Origin of the sequence: Arenibacter amylolyticus (assembly GCF_002150785.1) — a bacterium.
In the GTDB taxonomy this organism is placed as follows: domain Bacteria; phylum Bacteroidota; class Bacteroidia; order Flavobacteriales; family Flavobacteriaceae; genus Arenibacter; species Arenibacter amylolyticus.
Genome location: NZ_MTAZ01000053.1, coordinates 13,969 through 34,923 on the forward strand (window position 1 = coordinate 13,969; position 20,955 = coordinate 34,923).

At 40.5% G+C, this 20,955-nt stretch carries 16 protein-coding genes; 12 read left to right on the top strand and 4 right to left on the bottom strand.

Annotated elements, in window-relative coordinates; all coding sequences use genetic code 11:
• Positions 1 to 4 precede the first annotated feature (4 nt).
• Positions 5 to 511 carry a hypothetical protein gene (locus tag BV214_RS15070; RefSeq protein ID WP_086478339.1) on the top strand — a complete coding sequence of 169 codons (507 nt, stop codon included), beginning with the start codon at positions 5 to 7 and terminating at the stop codon, positions 509 to 511.
• On the top strand, positions 501 to 968 hold the full coding sequence (locus BV214_RS15075; RefSeq protein ID WP_140157775.1) for a hypothetical protein: 468 nt from the start codon (positions 501 to 503) through the stop codon (positions 966 to 968). Before BV214_RS15070 ends, BV214_RS15075 begins: the two co-directional genes overlap by 11 nt.
• A gap of 78 nt (positions 969 to 1,046) precedes the next feature.
• Here the strand turns inward: BV214_RS15075 and BV214_RS15080 are convergent, their stop codons facing one another.
• Positions 1,047 to 2,078 carry a WD40/YVTN/BNR-like repeat-containing protein gene (locus BV214_RS15080; RefSeq protein ID WP_086478341.1) on the bottom strand — a complete coding sequence of 344 codons (1,032 nt, stop codon included), beginning with the start codon at positions 2,076 to 2,078 and terminating at the stop codon, positions 1,047 to 1,049.
• A gap of 72 nt (positions 2,079 to 2,150) precedes the next feature.
• Here BV214_RS15080 and BV214_RS15085 point away from each other — a divergent pair, with 72 nt between their 5' ends.
• Positions 2,151 to 3,368, top strand: coding sequence for an RsmB/NOP family class I SAM-dependent RNA methyltransferase (locus BV214_RS15085; RefSeq protein ID WP_086478342.1), 1,218 nt, complete (start codon positions 2,151 to 2,153; stop codon positions 3,366 to 3,368).
• 91 nt (positions 3,369 to 3,459) lie between these two features.
• Here the strand turns inward: BV214_RS15085 and BV214_RS15090 are convergent, their stop codons facing one another.
• Together BV214_RS15090 and BV214_RS15095 are read right to left on the bottom strand one after the other, a co-directional pair.
• Positions 3,460 to 3,906, bottom strand: coding sequence for a hypothetical protein (locus BV214_RS15090; protein ID WP_086478343.1), 447 nt, complete (start codon positions 3,904 to 3,906; stop codon positions 3,460 to 3,462).
• A gap of 106 nt (positions 3,907 to 4,012) precedes the next feature.
• A complete protein-coding gene (locus tag BV214_RS15095) occupies positions 4,013 to 5,821 on the bottom strand; it encodes an acyl-CoA dehydrogenase (protein ID WP_086478344.1) in 1,809 nt (602 codons plus the stop codon).
• A 155-nt stretch (positions 5,822 to 5,976) separates the two neighbouring features.
• Between BV214_RS15095 and BV214_RS15100 the strand changes: the two genes are divergently transcribed.
• The 4 genes from BV214_RS15100 (at position 5,977) to BV214_RS15115 (ending at position 12,731) form a co-directional block, all read left to right on the top strand.
• Positions 5,977 to 6,843, top strand: a complete 867-nt coding sequence (locus tag BV214_RS15100; RefSeq protein WP_086478366.1) for a cation diffusion facilitator family transporter — start codon at positions 5,977 to 5,979, stop codon at positions 6,841 to 6,843.
• A 278-nt stretch (positions 6,844 to 7,121) separates the two neighbouring features.
• Positions 7,122 to 10,790 (top strand): phosphoribosylformylglycinamidine synthase, encoded by a 3,669-nt coding sequence (gene purL / locus BV214_RS15105; RefSeq protein WP_086478345.1) that lies wholly within the window; start codon positions 7,122 to 7,124, stop codon positions 10,788 to 10,790.
• Between the two features lie 267 nt (positions 10,791 to 11,057).
• Positions 11,058 to 11,873 (top strand): class I SAM-dependent methyltransferase, encoded by an 816-nt coding sequence (locus tag BV214_RS15110; RefSeq protein WP_086478346.1) that lies wholly within the window; start codon positions 11,058 to 11,060, stop codon positions 11,871 to 11,873.
• A gap of 141 nt (positions 11,874 to 12,014) precedes the next feature.
• Positions 12,015 to 12,731 carry an AAA family ATPase gene (locus tag BV214_RS15115; protein ID WP_086478367.1) on the top strand — a complete coding sequence of 239 codons (717 nt, stop codon included), beginning with the start codon at positions 12,015 to 12,017 and terminating at the stop codon, positions 12,729 to 12,731.
• Positions 12,732 to 12,885: 154 nt separating this feature from the next.
• Here the strand turns inward: BV214_RS15115 and BV214_RS15120 are convergent, their stop codons facing one another.
• Positions 12,886 to 13,992: a glycoside hydrolase family 10 protein gene (locus BV214_RS15120; RefSeq protein WP_086478347.1), complete on the bottom strand. Its 1,107-nt coding sequence runs from the start codon at positions 13,990 to 13,992 to the stop codon at positions 12,886 to 12,888.
• Between the two features lie 472 nt (positions 13,993 to 14,464).
• On the opposite strand from BV214_RS15120, the gene BV214_RS15125 reads away from it, so the two are divergent.
• The 5 genes from BV214_RS15125 to BV214_RS15145 all read left to right on the top strand — a co-directional run bounded on the left by BV214_RS15125 (position 14,465) and on the right by BV214_RS15145 (position 20,876).
• Positions 14,465 to 16,237 carry an AMP-dependent synthetase/ligase gene (locus BV214_RS15125; RefSeq protein WP_086478348.1) on the top strand — a complete coding sequence of 591 codons (1,773 nt, stop codon included), beginning with the start codon at positions 14,465 to 14,467 and terminating at the stop codon, positions 16,235 to 16,237.
• A gap of 134 nt (positions 16,238 to 16,371) precedes the next feature.
• Positions 16,372 to 16,824: a MarR family winged helix-turn-helix transcriptional regulator gene (locus tag BV214_RS15130; protein ID WP_086478349.1), complete on the top strand. Its 453-nt coding sequence runs from the start codon at positions 16,372 to 16,374 to the stop codon at positions 16,822 to 16,824.
• 11 nt (positions 16,825 to 16,835) lie between these two features.
• A complete protein-coding gene (locus BV214_RS15135) occupies positions 16,836 to 19,241 on the top strand; it encodes a 3-hydroxyacyl-CoA dehydrogenase/enoyl-CoA hydratase family protein (protein ID WP_086478350.1) in 2,406 nt (801 codons plus the stop codon).
• A 43-nt stretch (positions 19,242 to 19,284) separates the two neighbouring features.
• Positions 19,285 to 19,611 (top strand): four helix bundle protein, encoded by a 327-nt coding sequence (locus BV214_RS15140; RefSeq protein ID WP_086478351.1) that lies wholly within the window; start codon positions 19,285 to 19,287, stop codon positions 19,609 to 19,611.
• Positions 19,612 to 19,685: 74 nt separating this feature from the next.
• Positions 19,686 to 20,876 carry an acetyl-CoA C-acyltransferase gene (locus tag BV214_RS15145; RefSeq protein ID WP_086478352.1) on the top strand — a complete coding sequence of 397 codons (1,191 nt, stop codon included), beginning with the start codon at positions 19,686 to 19,688 and terminating at the stop codon, positions 20,874 to 20,876.
• The last annotated feature ends 79 nt before the right edge of the window (positions 20,877 to 20,955 follow it).

Genomic DNA, 20,955 nt, shown 5'->3' on the forward strand with positions numbered 1-20,955 from the left:
AAGCATGAAACAAGTTAATGAACATAGTGGTTTTAACGTTCCCGAAGGCTATTTTGACACCCTCACCGATAGGGTATTCTCCAAAATGCAAATGGAGAAGGTAAATAGTACCGAAAACGAGGACTTTAAATTACCAGAAGGGTATTTTAATACGCTCACTGACAAAATCCTTCTTAAGATAGAAACAGAGAAGGAGGTTCCCGTTAGATCATTAAAAAGATGGTATTATGCAGCCGCCTCTATTGCAGCAATACTCCTTATAATGCTTAGTTTCCCATGGAATAAAACAGCCAACAATAATGAGAATATCTTGGCTATTACCGATATAGAAAACTACTTGGAATTAGATGGTTGGGGTGGTTCATCCTATGAGCTCACAGAAATGTTCCTAGACAACGATTTGGAGTTAAGTGCCCTACCGGATAACCAACTAGACCAGGAAAGTGTAATAGAATATTTAAGTGCCAACATAGTGGATTTGGAAGAATTAAATTGGAACAATGATGATTAAAAAAATACGCATAGTACTACCCGTTTTTTGGTTGATGACCCTTGTGGCTTCAAATGCCCAAGGAAAGCATGATTGGGATAAGATAAAATCCTATAAGATTGCTTTTATCACAGAGCGCCTAACCCTTAGCCCGAAGGAAGCACAAGACTTTTGGCCCCTCTATAACGAATATGAGGCCCAAAAAATTGAATTTCATAAAAAGGAGCATCAGGAAATTAAAGACAAAATAAAGAATTTGGATGCACTTTCTTCAAAGGAGGCAGATGCGCTCTTAAATCAGATGAAAAAATTAGAGGAAGAAAAACACCGTGCACACAAGGCGTATGTAGAGCGGGTCTCTAACACTATCTCTGCAAAAAAGACCATCATTCTTTTGCAGTCGGAAGAAGCCTTTAAACGACAGTTGATAAGGCAATATAGAAAGAAACGCGGGGAAGATTCGGGAGCAGATAACTAATCAGTCTCAACCCTCAGAAATCAAGAAGGATTTTTGTAAATAATTGCTATTTATGTTTTATCCATAAAACTTGCCCACTTACTTAAAGGTTAATTTAGCAATTCTATTTGCCCCAGCTGCATAGGCTACGGAATCATTTAAAAAACGTAGGGTATAAAATGACTCATCGGATAGCTGCTTCCAGTTTTCTCCACTATCATGGGAATAGGCAATCCCCTTAAATCCGATTGCCACTAATTCTTTTCCCTCAGAGTTGGGAATATATTGCACACAACTTCTATAATCCGGTAAGTTACCACTAGCAACCAAATTCCACGTTTTCCCCCCATCAAAAGTAACTGCCTTATTTTTTAGATTGCTCTCTGGATCCGTATAGTCCCCACCTATTATAAACCCTGTTTTTTCGTCATAAAAATCAACGGAAAAGATTCCTTGGGTTGATTTCTCACTAAGAATGGGAGTAGAAATAATTTCCCAAGACCTTCCTTTATCTCCTGAATAATAAATATTCCCAGTAGTTGTAGCAATCCAGGTTTTGTCTCCCATCACCTTTATGTTGGTATTACTAGCTGCAAAGGCTCCTTCACCTTCTTTGGCTTTTGGAAGAGACGAGCAGGCTAATTTTTTCCAGCTAATACCTCCGTCTCGCGTAATTATTATTGAAAGACACCCCTCCATACTATCCCCAACTGCAATCCCCTCCCTATTATTCCAAAAAGTCATGGCATTGTAGAACACCTTATCGTCCTCCTCCTTATACACCAACTCCATAGTGCCCGTATCACCTGTTTTATATAACAGGGCCGGATTGCCAACAGAAAGCATAAAAAAGTCCGTAGCGGTATGTGCCACTGCTCTAAACTCTGGAGCAACGGAATCGTACAACTGGGTATTTACCCTTGCATGTTCACTTTCAAGGTCTAATAAACCAAAGGCACCTTTATTGGCAGCAAAGGCCAAGCTTTTACCATCCATCAATTCTATAGCTCTGATGCTTAATGAATCGGTTAAAACAGTTTTAATATCTACTGAAGTAAAAACCTTTGACTCTTCCTTTTGCGCACAGGAAACCATCAGCAATAGTAACAAAACAGGGATAAATCTGGTCATGCTCATAATTTTTAGTAAAAATAATAGGAATAGCTTCTAATACAATACCTTTGCAATCTTAATTTTTTATAAATGCGATTACACAGAAATCTAGTATTTGCAGTTGTTGATGCCCTTAATCTTATATTTAATGAGGGCGAATATGCAGATAAGGTAGTAGAAAAAGTACTAAAATACGATAAGCGCTGGGGCGCACGGGATAGAGGTTTTATTGCCGAAACCACCTATGATATGGTGCGTTGGAAAAGGCTTTATGCAGAAATTGCCGAGGTAAAGGCGCCATACAGTAGGCCCAACCTATTTAGAATGTTTGCTGTTTGGGCAGTTCTAAAAGGAATTCGACTTCCAGATTGGAAGCAAATAGAACCAACCCCTGAAAGAAGGATTAAAGGTAAGTTTGATGAACTTTCCAAAATCAGAAAATTTAGGGAATCCGTTCCAGACTGGATGGACGAGATGGCCGTTAAAGCCCTAGGAGAAGACCTGTGGACCAAGGAAATTGCAGCTCTAAATCAGCAAGCCGACGTTATCCTTCGCGTAAACACTTTAAAAACCGATAAGGAAACCCTAAAGAATTCACTTCGTGAAGCTGGGATAGAAACGGAAAGTTTACGAGGATACCCAGATGCCTTAAAACTGGTTGAGCGAAGCAATGTATTTATCACCGAACCCTTTAAAATGGGCTGGTTTGAAGTACAGGATGCATCGTCACAATTGGTAGCTCCGTTTTTGGATATACAACCCGGACAGCGAGTTGTGGATACTTGTGCTGGTGCAGGAGGCAAAACCCTCCACCTAGCTGCCTTAATGGAGAATAAGGGGCAATTGATTTCCTTGGACATCTATGGAAATAAGCTAAAAGAGCTTAAAAGAAGAGCCAAGAGAGCTGGGGCACACAATGTGGAAACCAGACTTATTGAAACCACCAAGGTAATTAAGAAGTTAACCAATACCGCAGATCGCGTACTTATAGACGCTCCTTGTACCGGACTTGGTGTTCTTAAGAGAAACCCAGATGCAAAATGGAAATTGCAACCAGAATTTCTTGAAAAAATTATGGGTACCCAGCAAGATATTCTACAAGATTACAGTCGCATCGTTAAACCTGGCGGTAAGCTAGTTTATGCCACCTGTTCTATCCTACCGCAGGAAAACATCCTGCAGGTAAAGAAATTCCTTAGGTCTGAGGCTGGAAAAGATTTTAGCCTAATTAAGGATACCAAAATCTATGCCTCCAAAACAGGCTACGACGGATTCTATATGGCGCAATTAGAGAAGAATCCCGCATAAGGATGCCACTAAAACAAACGATCCCCGATGCAAACATCGGGGATCGTTTGTTTATAAGGCTATGTAAAAACCTTCTCAGGTTATACACCTATTAAATTCCAACTCGTATAATAGCATTGGGCATTCTCACCCCAACCCCTGTTCTTATAGTAGTTCCTCTATAAGGCCTATGAGGGCGGTAGTGCGCATTATGGTAATAGTAGAAAGAAGCATGACTGTGGTAATGGCTACTGTGGTGACAGTGAGCGTTACAATGCTGCCTGTGCTCCGCATAAGCGTCTCTTTTACCTTTTAGATAAGCTTTATAGGCTTTTCTGTTGCGCTTCTTAAGTTTCCGCTCATATGCCTTCTGCTCTTCCCAAAACTCCTCTTCCTCTGCTTCAGCCAATTGTAGGGATTGTTCATACTCTGCATCTTCCATACCACGCTGCTCATAGTAAGATGGGCTATCTTTTTCATCCGTATCTTTTTCTTGGGCAAAAGCACCAACTGTTATGAATAACAGACTCAACAATGATAAAAAATTAATTCTCTTCATAATTGTAATTATTATTTTTCGAACCTTCCCGTTCGAAGCGTTGATTTGTATTTGAAACAACTAAAAGAGAAAAAACCCTACCTACTTCCTCAACAAACTATGTACTTTAAAAATAATCTCCCCCAGCTTTTAGGGTTAACCCATCTTTATGCATTATGATATCAGCTAGTGCATTGGTTTTTATCAACTTGTACTTAAAGTAAAACTTCATAGCGTGAATTTTACTTTGATAGAATGGGGTAGAATAGGTTTTGTCCTTAGCTCGCAGGTCGGATTCGGCTTTTAACGCGATATCTAGCCATACCCAACCAAGCACTAAATTCCCCATAAATTCCATAAACACCGTGGCATCCGCTAGAAAACGTTCATAATCTCCTTGTTTGGCAATAGGCATTAAATAGGCGGTTACCTCTTGTATCAACTTAATTTTATCACCTAATATTTTAGCATAGGGAATTAACGAATCCATGGCAATTGCCTCGGTAATGGTAGTATGTATTTCATTTAGCAAAAACTCCAAAGCTTTCCCATTATCCATAAGTACCTTGCGCCCCAAGAGGTCCTGAGACTGTATTCCCGTTGTTCCCTCGTAAATACTATAAATCCGAATATCCCTGTAATATTGTTGCAGTATATAATCTGAGCAGAAACCATAGCCCCCCAGCACCTGAAGTCCGTTACTTACTGCCCTTGCTCCTGCCTCGGAGGGATATGTTTTTACAATGGGCGTTATAATTTCCAAAAGGTATTCGTACTTCTTTTTAGTCTCGGAATCTTTTTTGGCAAGCGCTAGATCGTGATACTTTGCGGCCAACAATATGAGACCTAAGGAACCTTCGGCAATTGTCTTTTGCAGTAACAACATGCGCCTTACATCTGGGTGTTCTATTATTAAACACGGTTTCTCCATAGGGTCTTTTTTGCCAGAACTACGGAGTTTTCTGCCTTGTGTACGTTCTCTTGCGTAGGCGAGTGAGGCCTGGTAAGCCGCCATCGCTATTGCTCCAGCTCCCCTACCTACCCCAATCCGAGCGTCGTTCATCATTTGGAACATATATTTTAATCCCTGGTGTGCTTCTCCTACCAACCATCCCCTACAGTTATTATGGTCCCCAAACCCCAAATGCGTGGTAGCAAAACCACGTTGCCCCATTTTCTCAAAATCGGCCAAAGTGCTTACATCGTTTTTTACAAGCTCGCCGCCCTCTAGCCGTAATTTTGGCACTACAAATAAAGAAATTCCCTTGGTACCTGCGGGTGCTCCCTCTATACGGGCCAATACCAGGTGAACAATATTTTCCACATAGGGGTAATCGCCCCCTGAAATAAATATTTTTTGCCCCTTTATCAGATGATACCCCTTCTGCTGGGGTATGGCCTTGGTAGTAATATCCGACAAGGAGCTGCCAGCATCGGGTTCTGTGAGGCACATAGTACCTCCCCACTCGCCCGACAGCATTTTTGAGATATAGGTTTCCTTTAGATCGCTATTACCAAAATGGGTGATTAGCTCCGCAGCTCCCAAGGTTAGGGTGAGGTGTCCGGGGAGGTGATTATTAGCCGCATCCATCACGTACATAGCTGCTGTATGTACTATAAATGGTAGCTGCAATCCGCCTATCTCATAATCGAAAGGACCACAGATTAAACCCATTTCTCCCCCCTTCTTCATTATCACCCCCACCTGCTTATGCACCATCACTTCCCCCTCCCTAAACTCGGCAGGAAATTGGTCCATCTCTCTAAAAAACGGAAACAGTTCACGATCGGAAAATTCCTTTACCGCATCCAAAAACAACTCCATGGATTCCATATTGTGATCCTGATACCGCTCCAATTGTAACAAGGAGGGAAGTCCGTGTACCTTGTCCAATAAATATTTTAGGGTCAGAAAATCGATGTATTGCGCTGCCATAGTATAGATTGGTTTGGTTAATATCCTTACTAAGATAAAATATAATCGATCCAAATCCCATCCCTTCTCCTATCATTCCCTTGCAAGCATAAAAATCTAAGGTACTATATCAATTAAGTCCGCTATCTTTGGGGATTAAAACTCACTATTCAGGATTGAAGAACGAAAATAAAGCCATAAAGACCATTTATTTTAGTATTGCCGGGAGTTTATTATTGGCAATTATAAAGGCCTTGGCAGGCTTTTTTGGAAACTCTTATGCGTTAATAGCGGATGCTATAGAGTCTACCACCGATATATTCTCTTCCCTCTTGGTGCTTTTTGGCTTAAAGTATGCCAAAAGACCAGCAGACGAAAACCACCCTTATGGCCATGGTAAAATAGAACCCCTTATTACCTTTATGGTAGTTGGTTTTTTACTATTATCAGCAGGTTTAATCGCCTACACCAGTATACAGAATATACAAACCCCTCACTTACCCCCTAAGCCGTGGACCTTGGCAGTCCTAGCGGGTATCATTGTATGGAAGGAAGTATCCTTTAGACTTGTGCTCAAAAAAAGTATTGCTACCAACAGCTCCTCCCTAAAAGCGGATGCTTGGCACCATAGAAGTGATGCCATCACCTCGATAATGGCGTTTATAGGTATCTCCATTGCCCTCTTATTAGGGGATGGCTTTGAAACTGCCGATGATTGGGCAGCCTTATTTGCGGCCGGCTTCATTATTTACAATAGCTATTTGATATTCCGTCCTGCATTAGGTGAGGTGATGGACGAACATAGGTACGACGACCTGATTGAGGAGATAAGAGTAGTTTCGGCAGGTGTAAAAGGGGTTCTGGGAACCGAAAAATGCTTTGTAAGAAAGACAGGCACTAGATACCATGTAGATCTTCATGCCTTGGTTGATGGGAAAATAAGCGTAACGGAAGGTCACGCTATATCCCACCTACTAAAAGACACCCTGATGAGTAAAATACCGAATCTAGATAACGTATTAATCCATATTGAACCTAAATAATACCTAAAGTTGCCTCCCTTTTGATTGTATACTGAAAGGTTCTTCCTGAGTCCTAAATCCTAGGCATCCCTCCAAAATGAGGAAACCAATAAATTGTAGAAACTGAGAGAAGAATTCCAAGCCGATTTGGTATAAAGAACGTCATCAAAATCCCCCTTTTCACCCCACTTTTCCATTTATTACCAACTACCCTAAAAAACTGTTGATCAATCCCCTTAAAAATTACAGTTTAAAACCGTAAATTTGTGCCTTTCTTAATCATACAATTTATAAACTAGATGATTCATTTCTTCGGAGACCTCGACACCAAAGTATTTGCGGTACAAACCAAGCAAGATCTGTTACAGGAAGATATTTTAAAACTTAGCTGGTTGTTTGGTAATCAGCCCAAAATAATAGCGGCGTCCTTAGACGCCTTTTTTGTTGGTCCTAGGGCAGCCATGATTACTCCATGGAGTACCAATGCCACGGAAATCACCCAAAACATGGGGATATCCGGGATAATAAGAATTGAGGAGTTTGTAGCTTCTACCAAGGAGTTTAAAGACTACGACCCCATGCTGTCTCAAAAATACAGTTCCTTAGATCAGGATATTTTTAAGGTAGACGTTCAGCCTGCCCCTATCTTGGAGATAGAGGACATTGCTGCCTACAATGAGCAGGAAGGCTTGGCCTTAAACGAGGAGGAAGTGGAATACCTAGAGCAAATGTCTCAGAAGATTGGACGTAAACTAACCGATTCCGAAGTTTTTGGATTTAGTCAGGTTAACTCCGAACACTGTAGACATAAGATATTTAACGGCACCTTTATTATAGATGGTGAAGAAAAGCCGTCCTCCCTATTCCAGCTAATTAAAAAGACCTCCAAGGAGAATCCAGGGGATATTGTATCGGCCTATAAAGATAATGTGGCCTTTATTAAAGGGCCTAAAGCGGTACAATTTGCCCCGAAATCTGCAGACAAGCCCGACTTCTATGAAGAAAGCGAATTCGATTCTGTGATTTCGCTAAAAGCGGAAACCCATAACTTCCCTACAACGGTAGAACCCTTTAACGGGGCAGCTACTGGTGCAGGGGGTGAAATACGCGACCGTCTTGCTGGTGGTAAAGGATCACTTCCCTTGGCAGGTACGGCAGTGTACATGACCGCTTACTCCAGGTTGGAAGAAAACAGACCTTGGGAGAAGGCTATGGAAGAAAGGGAATGGTTGTACCAAACCCCTATGGACATCCTGATAAAAGCCTCTAACGGAGCTTCAGATTTCGGAAATAAATTTGGTCAGCCTTTAATTGCCGGTTCGGTACTCACATTTGAACATGAAGAGGACGCTCGTAAATTAGGTTTCGACAAAGTAATAATGCAGGCTGGTGGAATAGGATATGGAAAAGCAGAGCAAGCGTTGAAGGACGAACCAAAATCTGGGGATAAGATAGTTATCCTTGGTGGTGACAACTACCGAATTGGGATGGGTGGTGCTGCAGTTTCCAGTGCCAATACCGGAGAATTTGGTTCAACGATTGAACTAAACGCCATTCAGCGTTCTAACCCTGAAATGCAAAAAAGGGCCGCCAATGCTATTAGGGGTATGGTAGAGGCAAAAAACAACCCTATTGTTTCCATTCACGATCACGGTGCTGGAGGGCATTTAAACTGTCTTTCCGAATTAGTGGAAGACACAGGCGGACAGATAGATTTGGATAAACTCCCTGTTGGAGATCCTACCTTATCGGCTAAGGAAACCATTGGGAACGAATCCCAAGAGAGAATGGGATTGGTAATCGGGAAGCAAGACATAGACATGCTGCAACGTATTGCAGATAGGGAAAGATCCCCCATGTATAAAGTAGGAGAGGTCACTGGCGATAAACGTTTTACCTTCGAATCTAGCACTACAGGTGAAAAACCAATGGACTTGGACCTTTCCGACATGTTTGGAAGCTCTCCAAAGACCATTATGACAGATACTACCATTAATAGGGAGTACGCTGCTCCTTCTTATTCTTTGGAGCATTTCCACGAGTACTTGGAAAACGTACTTCAGTTAGAAGCAGTTGCCTCCAAGGATTGGCTTACCAACAAGGTAGACCGTTGTGTGGGAGGAAGAGTTGCCAAGCAACAATGTGTAGGACCTCTTCAACTACCCTTGAACAATTGCGGAGTAATGGCCTTAGATTTTAAAGGAAAGGAAGGAATTGCAACCTCTATTGGGCACTCCCCCATTTCCGGATTAATAGACCCTACCGCTGGAAGCAAAAACAGTATAGCAGAAGCCTTAACCAATATTGTTTGGGCGCCGTTAAAAGACGGACTCTCTTCTGTTTCATTATCCGCAAACTGGATGTGGCCGTGTAACAATGAAGGGGAAGATGCCAGATTGTATGAAGCGGTATCTGCGGTTTCCGATTTTTCTATCGCATTGGGCATTAATGTACCTACCGGGAAAGATTCGCTTTCTATGAAACAGCGTTATAAGAACGATGAGGTAATTGCACCCGGAACAGTAATCATCTCCGCTGCTGCCAACTGTAACGATATTAATAAGGTAGTGGAGCCCGTTTTACAAAAAAATGGAGGAGATATTTATTATATCAACTTATCGGAAGATAGTCACAAATTAGGCGGATCTTCTTTTGCTCAAGTTTTCAATACTATTGGCAACGAAGCACCTTCCGTACTGAACGCCCAGAACTTTAAAAACACCTTTAACACTATACAAACCTTAATTGGGGATGGGAAAATCCTTGCTGGGCATGACGTGGCCTCAGGCGGTTTAATTACTACGCTCTTAGAACTCTGTTTTGCAGATCAACAACTAGGTGCTAATTTAGATCTAAGCCCTATCTCGGAAGCCGATACCATTAAGGTGTTATTTGCCGAAAATTCAGGAATCGTTTTCCAGGCAAAGGACGCCTCCGTAGAAGCGGTACTTAAGGAAGCCGGAATCACCTTTTATAATATTGGTTCTGTTACCGAAGAAGCCACGCTAACCATTAAGAATAATGAGGTGGAATTAGGGCTGAATATCGAATCATTAAGGGATACTTGGTTTAAAACCTCCTACTTGTTAGATCAACGACAAACAGCCAATAATTTGGCGAAAGATCGTTATGACAACTATAAGAAGCAGCCTTTAAAATATAGCTTCCCATCTCATTTTGATGGAAAAGCACCACAAATACCTGCCGCTGGAAATAGACCAAAAGCAGCTATTTTGAGGGAAAAAGGAAGTAATTCTGAACGAGAAATGGCCAACGCTATGTATTTGGCCGGATTTGATGTTAAGGACGTTCATATGACCGACTTAATATCAGGTAGAGAAACCTTGGAGGATATTCAATTTATTGGCGCTGTAGGCGGATTCTCTAACTCCGATGTATTGGGAAGTGCCAAAGGTTGGGCCGGAGCGTTTAAGTACAACGAAAAAGCCAACAAAGCATTGAAGGCATTCTTTGATAGGCCAGACACCTTATCTGTTGGGATCTGTAATGGCTGTCAATTATTCATGGAATTGGAGTTGATCAACCCAGATCATGAAACCCATGGTAAAATGACCTATAACGATTCTAAGAAGCACGAGAGCGGATTTAGTTCCGTGACCATCCAGAAAAATAACTCTGTGATGCTTTCTACCTTAGAAGGTGCCAAACTAGGAGTTTGGATATCTCATGGGGAAGGGAAATTTAGCCTACCCCTATCGCAGGAAAACTATCAGATTGTAGCCCAATACGGCTATGAAGGATATCCGGCAAATCCCAATGGCAGTGATTACAATACTGCCATGATGTGTGATAAGACTGGGAGACATTTAGTTACCATGCCCCATATAGAACGGTCTATATTCCAATGGAACTGGCCTTACTACCCCAAGGATAGAAAAGATGAAGTTTCTCCTTGGTTAGAAGCATTTGTAAACGCTAGAAAATGGTTGGAGAAGAACGCTAAGTAATTCTCATTTATCAATTTTAATACAAATTACCCCGTTGGACATTTCCTTCGGGGTAATTTATTTTTAGAGCCTAGTTGATGTTGTTCAGTAAAATTAGTTTTACCGAATATTTACCATATTTCTTAAATAGTTTATGACCGAAAAATCATTACTTTTAAAAGTTCCTGATTTTTCATTTCTAGGTTTTATGAACGTTGATTGATCATATATACGCCTAGTTCTTAATTATCCATATTTCAGGAATTTGAATTCTAAACAGCTTATAAATTGAAGAAAACCACCAACTATAAAGCCATAAATAGAGCCTCTTGGAATAACCGGGTAGAAACACATTTAAGTTCGGCATTCTATGACCTTAATGGTTTTCTAAATGGAAAATCGTCCTTAAAATCAATAGAACTAGACTTGTTGGGCAATGTGAAGGGTAAAAGTATACTTCATTTGCAGTGTCACTTTGGTCAAGATACCATCTCTCTTAGCCGTTTAGGAGCACATGCTACAGGTATAGATCTGTCTGACAAAGCAATTGAGGCTGCCAAGAAAATTGCCGCTGATACAAACTCCAAAACAACTTTTATTTGTTGCGATATATATGATTTACCAAAACATTTAAAAAAACGATTTGATATTGTTTTTACAAGCTATGGAACCATTGGATGGTTACCCGATTTAAGTGAATGGTCGGAAATTATTTCTCGATTTCTAAAACCGGGTGGAAAGTTTGTATTCGTAGAATTTCATCCTGTAGTATGGATGTTTGATGACAATTTTGAAAAAATTGGCTATAATTACTTCAACTCAGGAGCAATTGTAGAAACAGAACAAGGAACTTATGCCGATAAAAATGCAGGAATTGAACAGGAGTATGTAATGTGGAACCACAGCTTAAGCGAAGTGATCCATAACCTACTTATGGCGGGACTAGAAATTAAAGCATTTGAGGAATTTGATTACTCACCTTATAATTGTTTCAATCATACCGTAGAAATAGCACCTGGGAAATTCAGAATAAAACACCTGGAAAATAAGATTCCAATGGTCTATTCCTTAGTCGCAACTAAAAAAAATACTTCCTCAGAATAATAAAAGGTTAGTCGCACATAGTTTTCCCTCTAATACATTAATGCCCTTTTTTTTACTACCTGTTACTGATATCCCATAAAACGCTTGGTTTTAAATATCTTTGGGGCGTATAATCCATCAAATCATATTCAAAAAGACTCTATGGGAATTTATGACTTATTGATCAAATCCACGGAAATAAAGCTTTCCTTGGATGATATCCATTTTAGCCAAGAGAACAAGAAAAGTTTAAATCAGTTATTAAACGAGTTTAAGCATTTTGAAGCTTTAAAGGAGTACGATTTGCCCATCGATAATAAGATATTATTGCACGGCCATACAGGATGCGGAAAAACGGCCACCGCAAAGGCAATAGCCAAGCAATTAAATAAGGATATCATTATCCTTAATTTAGGGGGAATAGTATCTTCCCGCTTAGGAGAAACAGCTAAGAATGTTACCAATATTTTCCAACGGGCCCGAAGGGAAAAAGCAGTACTTTTTATAGATGAATTCGATTTTTTGGGAAAACTAAGAGACTATGATGAAAAGGATTCTGGAGAAATGAAGCGCTTGGTAAATACGGTTATTCAGTTAATCGATTATCTTTCCAATGACACCCTACTTATAGCAGCAACCAACCATTTGGAGGTAATAGATAAGGCCATCTTACGGCGATTTCAATTAAGGCTAAAGTTTACCCTTCCCTCCAAAAGCGAGCTAGATAGTTATTACGACGAATTGCTAATCAACTATCCAACAGCATTCCGAAAAATTACAAGGAAATATGACATTTCCTATGCCGAAGCACAGGACATTATCCATAGGGAAGTGAAAAAACTAATTATAGAAAGGGAAGAAAGCAAAGAGCAAAAATAAGGTTCTTAGTTTTTTTGCAAACATTACCCCTTTATCTATAAAAATAAAAAAACCCGCAGTCCTCTTTTCCAGATTCAATGGGCTTTTTTGGTATCAACTTAATGTTCTTGCCTCCCAATCCTATAGTTCAGTTTGGTTGGCTTATATCCTATTCTTATTTTGAATAGCTTGTATAGATCGCCTTCTCCAGGGCCTCCCAATGTTCGGCAGTCATACGTTCTGGAGTAAATAGGCAAATCCCTGTAGCTCCATTTTCCATAGACGCTCTTATGGCAGTGCCTATCTCGGAAGGTAGTAATCCGTGATTTTCAGGATCATTTTCCTCTGTTTTAGTTTCTGGAGTAGGACATATAAACAATCCGCTATAAATAGGTTTTTGATTGTTTACAGCAGCCACTTCCTCTTTGGTAACCTCCCCTACCCATTCTGGACCTTTTAGGTAAAAGTCGTTATAGTTCATAGGATATACAGCGTCCAAATTCCATTTATCCCATTCTTGTCTAACCAGCTTTTTGGAAATACTGGGACCTGGAAAAACAGCAGCATTTAATTTTTTCCCTTTTCCATGAACTACTTCGGCGATATTGTTTACCACATTGGTAATCAAATTATACCTAAACTGCTTCCATTCGGCAACTTGGGAAGGATCTTCCACCTCCTTAATATCTATTCTGGATTCTTCTTTAAAATCTGCAACACAGTCGTCACAATAGCAATAATCAGCCACGGGATACTCTTCATTCATCACCAAGCCGTACTTGTCCCAAAGCCCTTCGGCAAGAATAACATCAGGAAAGCGGATATAATCTAAATGAATTCCGTCTACTTCCGCTACATCCGCAATACTCCCATATAATTCGGCCAAAAATTGATGCGTTCCCTCCTTATTAGGGCAGAGAAATTTATAATAGGGAACATAAGCAGGTTTCTCAAAGGCAGATTCACCATTCCTATTGATTGCATATAGTTCCGGGGCTAGTTTTGGGTTTTCACCCTGTACCATAGTGGGCACCCAGGTATGGAATTCCAATCCGGCTTCCTTTACCAATTTCCCCACCCTTTTGTAGGTTTCTGGATCTTGCCCCCCATTGTACATTAATCCGTCAATTCCCTTTTGCTTATAATCCTTAAAGGTATTCAGCAACTCCTGATCGGTGGCCTCACCAGGCCCTCCAGTCCATGCATAGACCGGAATTTTTGATTTCTCCGCGCAAGAATACAGCGTAAAAACTACCATCAAGGCGGCAAATAATTTTTTCATATACGTAATTTAAAGGTTAAAATATGTCATTTAAGTATGCGTTTTCAAAATAATCAAAAATCCCACTATAATGAAAGTGGAATCCGCTATATTTTATAGGTCCTCTAAATAAAATCCATTAATTTTTCATTCGTTTATAATAGGCCCTTGTTACCTTAATTACTCTTTATAATTACCAATCTATAGATGTGGGCGTGTACTCCTAAAGATTTATCATACATAATTGTAATTTAGGGAATAATGTACTTCATAACTTGTTTAAGGTAACCCCATATAATTAGTCAAAGAAACCCATTACCATGTCAAAAATCAGCCATTATTAAGGTAAGCATAACCATTTTTATCGATTCAGATATTGGTTGGTTTGATAATAATAATGTAAATTCAGCAGTTATAAATAACCATTTTTACGAATGTGATTTTATTATATGGGTCCATTCCCTTAATTTGCCAAACCATTAGTTTATAAAATATGCAAGAAATTACCCGTCTTTTTGATTTCCCCTATTATCAATTGGAGAAATATAACCTAAAAAAATCTTTAGTAACCAAATACCAGGGAACATGGATTGCCACTTCTTCCCAAGAGTATGTGGACAAGGCAAATCAAATGAGTAGAGCTTTGCTCCGATTGGGAATTAAAGCAAATGATAAGATTGCCTTGATATCCATGAACAACAGAACGGAATGGAATATCATGGATATCGCTATTCTGCAATTGGGCGCACAAACTGTCCCAATCTACCCTACCGTTTCCGAAAACGATTACGAATATGTTCTTAATCATTCCGAGGCCAGCCACTGCTTTGTTTCTTGTAAGGAGGTATACGATAAGTTGGCATCTGTTAGAGGTAATACGCCCCATTTAAAAGAGGTGTATTCCTTTGATAAATTGGATGAATGTAAAAACTGGGACGAACTTTTAACATTGGGGGAAGATACTTCCAATCAGCCAGCGGTAGAGGAACATAAAAACTCGGTACAGCCACATGATCTGGCAACCTTAATCTACACCTCAGGAACCACAGGAAAGCCTAAAGGTGTGATGCTAACCCATGATAATGTGGTAAGTAATGCGATAGAAAGCTCCAAAAGATTTCCCATTACCCCTGGAAATACAACGGGACTTAGTTTTTTACCCCTATGCCATATCTATGAGCGCATGGTAATCTATCTCTACCAATATATGGGAGTCTCCATTCATTACGCAGAGTCCATGGATAAAATTGCCGATAATATCAAGGAAGTGGCTCCACATGTTATGACTGCTGTTCCTAGGGTTTTGGAAAAGGTATACAACTCTATCATTGCCAAAGGAACCGCATTAACCGGGATTAAAAAAATGCTGTTTTTCTGGGCCGTCGATGTCGGATTAAAATATAAACCATACGGACAAAACGGATGGTGGTACGAGTGGCAATTAAAGCTGGCGAGAAAATTGATTTTTAGCAAGTGGAAAGAAGGCCTTGGAGGCAACCTAATGCTGGTAGCTTCCGGAAGTGCAGCCTTACAACCCCGCTTGGCGAGAATATTCAATGCAGCCGAGATGGGAGTCATGGAAGGGTATGGACTTACAGAGACCTCCCCGGTGATTGCCGTTAACGATATGCGCAACGGCGGATTTAAAATAGGCACCGTTGGTAAATTATTGGATCGCACTGAGGTAAAAATAGCCGAAGATGGGGAAATTTGTGTAAAAGGTCCGCAAGTAATGCTAGGCTATTATAAGGATAAGGAGAAAACCGATCAGGTGTTAGAAAACGGGTACTTCCATACTGGAGATATTGGCGAAATAGATTCTGAAGGATTTTTAAAGATCACAGACCGAAAGAAAGAGATGTTTAAAACCTCTGGTGGGAAATATGTAGCCCCTCAAATATTGGAAAACCGCTTTAAACAATCCCGATTTATAGAACAGATCATGGTAGTGGGAGAAGGCGAGAAAATGCCCGCCGCCCTAATTCAACCCGACTTCGCATTTGTTAGGGATTGGGCCAAAATTCATCAAATTGAATTAGGTGACAATGAAGACTTGATAACCAATGAAAAAGTTTTGGCACGCTACCAAGAGGAAATAGACCTGGCCAATGAAAAATTCGCTAAATGGGAAAAAGTCAAGCAGTTTAGATTAACTCCCGATGTATGGAGTATAGAAGAAGGCCACCTTACCCCTACCCTAAAATTGAAAAGAAAAATAATCAAGGAAAAATACAAGGTTCTTTACAACGATATCTACGGACATTAAAAGAATTCCTACTATCCAGTAATACTCAGCTCCTTATATCTATAAGGAGCTTTTTTTATGCCTTTATTTTTTTACAACATTTATTATGCATGCATAATAAATTTTCCTATATTTGGGACACTGGCAAAAAATAAATGAAAGATATAACAATAGATTATGCGTTACGGGCCACTTGGCAAGCAGTAACTAAAATGTATAATGAAGAGGCTAAAAAGTTTGAAAGCACCATGGCCGTGGGTTTTACCTTATTGAGTATAGATCCCAAAACAGGAACTCCTTCCACCGCCTTAGGGCCAAAAATGGGTATGGAAGCCACCAGTTTGTCCAGAATTCTAAAAAGTATGGAGCAAAAGGGATTGATTGTACGTAAACCTAATCCCAATGATGGCAGAGGGGTACTGATTCACCTAACAGATTTTGGAAGGGAAAAAAGGGACGATTCCAAAGCTGTGGTACTCCGGTTTAATGAAACGGTACGCTCCCATGTTTCCGAAGAAAAGCTAGATGCCTTTTTTGAGGTTACCGAGCTGATTAACCGTTTAGTCTCCGAAAAGAAAATTTATCCTAAAAAGACCATAACTAATTAATATTAAAATTGATGAAAAGACATATTAAAAAGGTAGCAGTAATTGGCTCCGGTATTATGGGAAGTGGAATTGCATGCCATTTTGCCAATATAGGTGTAGAAGTATTGCTATTGGATATTGTTCCTAGGGAACTCAATGAGAAAGAGAAAGCTAGCGGACTCACCTTAGAGGATAAGGTAGTTCGCAATAGATTGGTGAACAATTCCCTGAAAACCGCACTTAGTTCCAAGCCCTCCCCTATTTACCATCAAAAATTTGCCCAGCGTATCGTTACAGGAAACCTAGAAGATGATATTGCTAAAGTGGGTAATGTTGATTGGATTATTGAGGTGGTGGTAGAACGATTGGATATTAAGAAAAAAGTGTTCGAGAATCTGGAAAAACACAGGAAACCAGGAACCTTAATTACCAGTAATACCTCTGGTATTCCCATAAAATTTATGAGTGAGGGAAGAAGTGAGGATTTCCAAAAACACTTCTGTGGAACCCACTTTTTTAATCCAGCCAGATACTTAAAATTGTTCGAAATTATCCCAGGACCCAAAACCTCTCCGGAAGTCTTGGAGTTTTTAAATGGGTATGGGGAACGGTTTTTAGGAAAGACTTCTGTTATAGCTAAGGACACCCCCGCCTTTATTGGTAACCGGATCGGCATCTTTGGCATCCAAAGCCTATTCCATATGGTAAAGGAAATGGATCTTACCGTAGAAGAGGTAGATAAATTAACAGGCCCTGTAATAGGTAGACCTAAGTCTGCCACCTTCCGTACGGTAGATGTTGTAGGCTTGGATACCTTGGTACACGTAGCCAATGGTATCCATGAGAATTGCCCTAAGGATGAACGGCACCAGCTGTTTCAGCTTCCCGACTTCATCAATACTATGATGGAGAACAACTGGTTGGGTAGTAAAACAGGGCAAGGATTCTACAAGAAAATAAAAAATGAGGACGGTTCTAGTGAAATAAAGACCTTAGACCTCAATACCATGGAATACAGGTCCAAGAAAAGGGCCAATTTTGCTACTTTAGAACTTACCAAGACCATAGACAAGGTAGTAGACCGCTATAAAGTATTGGTAGGTGGAAAAGATAAGGCCGGGGAATTTTATAGAAAAAGTTTCGCTGCTCTTTTCGCCTATGTTTCCAATAGGATTCCTGAAATAGCCGATGACCTTTATAAAATAGATGATGCCATGAAGGCCGGATTTGGCTGGGAGCATGGGCCGTTTCAAATCTGGGATGCCATTGGGGTCCAAGAAGGCTTGGAAATGATTAAAAGCGAAGGATTATCTGCAGCCCCATGGGTTACAGATATGATGGAGTCCAATTCTAAATCGTTTTATACGGTGAAGGAGGGCGCTACCTATTATTATAACATCCAATCTAAAAAATCGGAAAAGGTACCTGGTCAAGATGCCTTTATTATCCTAGACAACATTCGCAAGTCTAACCAAGTTTTCAAAAACAGCGGAGTAGTTGTGGAAGATCTAGGGGATGGAATCTTAAATGTAGAGTTCCAATCCAAAATGAACACCATTGGCGGCGATGTATTGGCCGGATTAAATAAAGCCATTGACATAGCAGAAAAAGATTTCCAAGGTTTGGTGGTGGGGAACCAAGCCCCTAATTTTTCGGTTGGTGCCAATATCGGAATGATTTTTATGATGGCTGTAGAACAGGAGTATGACGAGCTGAATATGGCCATTAAAATGTTCCAGGACACCATGATGCGGATGCGATACTCTGCTATTCCTACGGTATCTGCTCCTCATGGAATGACCTTGGGAGGAGGTTGTGAGCTCACCTTACATGCAGACAAGGTAGTAGCCGCCGCAGAGACCTATATAGGACTAGTAGAATTTGGCGTAGGAGTTATCCCAGGTGGTGGTGGATCCAAGGAGTTTGCCCTCCGTGCCCAAGACACTTTTAAAAAGAACGATGTGGAACTCAACGTGCTACAAGAATATTTCCTAACCATTGGTATGGCTAAAGTTTCCACTTCTGCCTACGAAGCCTACGATCTTGGAATTTTACAGCATGGCAAGGATATCGTAGTGGTTAATAAAGACCGACAAATAGCTACTGCCAAGGCTCATGCCCAGCTAATGGCAGAGGCCGGATACACTCAACCCATTAAGCGAAAGGATATAAAAGTACTGGGAAAGCAAGCACTTGGAATGTTCTTGGTGGGAACCGATGCCATGGAAGATAGCAATTATATTAGTGAACACGATAAGAAAATAGCCGATAAGCTAGCCTATGTTATGGCAGGTGGAGATCTTTCCGAACCTACCTTGGTATCAGAACAGTATTTATTGGATCTGGAAAGGGAGGCCTTTCTTTCCCTATGTACGGAACGAAAAACCCTGGAAAGAATTCAGCATATGCTAAAGACTGGGAAGCCCTTGAGAAATTAAACTTTTTAGTAGTGAGTAGTTAGTATTGAGTAGTTAGATTGTAATGCATAAAGTTGAGAGTTTAAAAATATGGCGAAAGTCTATGGATTTATCTAAATCCATCTATCAACTTGTTTCAGAGTTACCCTCCGATGAAAAATATGGGCTTAATTCTCAAATAAAACGGAGTTTTATCTCAATTCCTTCAAATATAGCAGAGGGTGCGGGAAGAAATTCTAATAAAGAGTTTAAACATTTTTTGGCAATTGCAAATGGACCGACCTATGAATTGCAAACCCAATTAATACTCCTAGGAGAGCTAAATTTAGTGACAAAAGAAAAAGTGCAACCAATTATTGATAAATGTATCGAAATTCAAAAAACACTATAAATCATAATATCTCAATACTAACTTCTCAATACTCAATACTAACTACTTTGTACTAAGTACTTAATACTTATTAAATGAAAACAGCATATATAGTAAAAGCATATAGAACAGCGGTAGGAAAGGCACCAAGAGGGGTCTTCCGTTTTAAACGAACCGATGAATTGGCAGCGGAAACCATCGAATATATGATGAAAGAACTGCCACAATTGGACAAAAAACGAATTGATGACGTAATTGTAGGGAACGCCATGCCAGAAGGCTCTCAGGGTCTAAATATGGCCCGACTCATATCTTTGATGGGGTTAGACATCGTAGATGTTCCCGGGGTGACCGTCAATCGTTTTTGTGCCTCTGGGATTGAAACCATAGGAGTAGCCACCGCCAAGATTCAGGCCGGGATGGCCGATTGTATCATTGCAGGAGGTGCCGAAAGCATGAGTGCGGTCCCTATGACGGGCTACAAAACGGAGCTGAACTACGACTTGGCAAAATCTGGTCACGAAGATTATTACTGGGGAATGGGGAATACGGCCGAAGCCGTTGCCAAGCAGTTTAAGGTATCTAGGGAGGATCAGGACGAGTTTGCCTACCAATCTCATATGAAAGCCCTAAGGGCACAGGCAGAAGATCGCTTCCAGAGTCAGATTGTACCCATAGATGTAGAGCAGGTGTACGTAGACGAGAATGGAAAGAAAGCCACTAAAAACTACACGGTTACCAAAGATGAAGGTCCGCGTAAAGGAACCAATTTGGAGGCCTTAGCAAAGCTCCGCCCAGTATTTGCCGCCGGAGGGAGCGTTACCGCCGGGAACTCGTCCCAAATGAGTGATGGAGCAGCCTTTGTAATGGTAATGAGTGAGGAGATGGTCAAGGAATTAAACTTAGAGCCGATTGCCAGATTGGTAAATTATGCGGCCGCAGGGGTAGAACCGCGGATTATGGGCATTGGTCCGGTAAAAGCAATTCCAAAAGCATTAAAACAAGCGGGATTAAAGCAAGACGATGTATCTCTAATTGAACTCAACGAGGCTTTTGCCTCCCAATCTATCGCCGTAATAAGGGAATTAGACCTTAATCCAGACATCGTGAATGTAAACGGTGGCGCCATCGCCCTTGGTCACCCCCTAGGTTGTACTGGAGCAAAGCTATCCGTACAATTGTTCGATGAAATGAGAAAGCGGGATATGAAAGGTAAATATGGTATGGTAACCATGTGTGTGGGAACCGGACAAGGAGCAGCTGGTATTTTTGAGTTCCTTAATTAGAAAGGTTTTCTAAATAATAGTAATATCAACAAACAATAATTAATGTTAAACTATAAAAACCCCAGAACACCTGTGATTT